Origin of the sequence: Neolewinella marina, assembly GCF_002631205.1 — a bacterium.
GTDB classification, from domain to species: domain Bacteria; phylum Bacteroidota; class Bacteroidia; order Chitinophagales; family Saprospiraceae; genus Neolewinella; species Neolewinella marina.
On the sequence record NZ_PDLO01000021.1, the window covers coordinates 1 to 1,130 of the forward strand.

At 50.5% G+C, this 1,130-nt stretch carries 1 protein-coding gene; it reads right to left on the reverse strand.

Annotation, left to right across the window (positions count from 1 at the left end; translation table 11 throughout):
• Positions 1-430 precede the first annotated feature (430 nt).
• Entirely contained in the window at positions 431-817 is a 387-nt protein-coding gene (locus CGL56_RS17975) for a four helix bundle protein (RefSeq protein WP_099107974.1), read from the reverse strand.
• Positions 818-1,130 lie beyond the last annotated feature (313 nt).

Consider the following 1,130-nt stretch of genomic DNA (forward strand, 5'->3'; position numbering starts at 1 on the left):
CGGCGTTTGAAGGGCTCGCTGAAGCGCCGCGTGTACTTCTGCTTCAGGGTGGGCTGTTCTGAATTTGATGACATAATCGATGTGTACGATTGTGTCAAGCTATTTCAGGTATGGACAGCCCGGTGTACGGGGATTTCTACTTGTCTGGAGTTGGTTGGTTGGTTGGTTTCTGGTTGCTGGTTGGCTGCTCGGTGTACGGGGATTCCTACTTGTCTGGAGTTGGTTGGTTGGTTAGCAGGTTGCTGGTTACCTGGTTGGCTGCCCGGTGTGCGGGGATTCCTACTTTATTGGAGCAGGTTGGTTGGTTAGTTGGTTGGTTGCTGGTTAGTTGCCCGGTGTACGGGGGGTTCTACTTGTCTGGAGCAGGTTGGTTGGTTTCTGGTTAGTTGCTGGTTTCTGGTTCTCCGGTTTCTGGTTGCGGGCGTCAGGACTATGGGGAAGTGGGTTGTGTTTTCCAGTGCTGTATTACGTACTGTATGAAGCGGTTCAGTTGCTTGCCAAGAATGATGTAGCGTTGTTCTAGTATCCCCGCTTCCTGTGCAAACTGGGGGTACAGGTCACCCACTTTTTTCAGGTGGTTGATCGTCTCGTCATTGCTTGCCTGTGAAAAGACGAGGTACCGAATAAATTCCCGCTTATACCGACGCCGGCCGTATCCCTCCACGATGTTGGAATTTACCGAATCTGCCGACCTGCGTACCTGACTGCCCAGCTCATATTTCTCGTGTTTGGGAAGCTGCATTGAGAACCTATGCGTTGCCAGAAACAAATCGTAAGACTGTTGATATATCTCCAAATCCGAATACGATTGACTCATGGCTTCTAAGTGGGAATGACTAGACTTTCTAAAAATAAGGTTTTGTGTTAGTAAAAGCAAAACAAAACAAATCCTCTTATTCCAATAAGTTAATCTCCAGCAACTCGCCACCAGCAACCCAATTACCACCGCCCCCCCAAAAAGCAATGAGGACCAGCCGTACACCGGCCCCCCCAACCAGCAACCAGCAACCTAATAACCACCGGCCCCCTAAAAGCAAGTAGGAATTACCGTCCACCGGTCCCCCAACCAGCAACCAGCAACCCAATAACCACCGCCCCCCCTAAAAGCAAGAAGGACCAGCCGTACACCG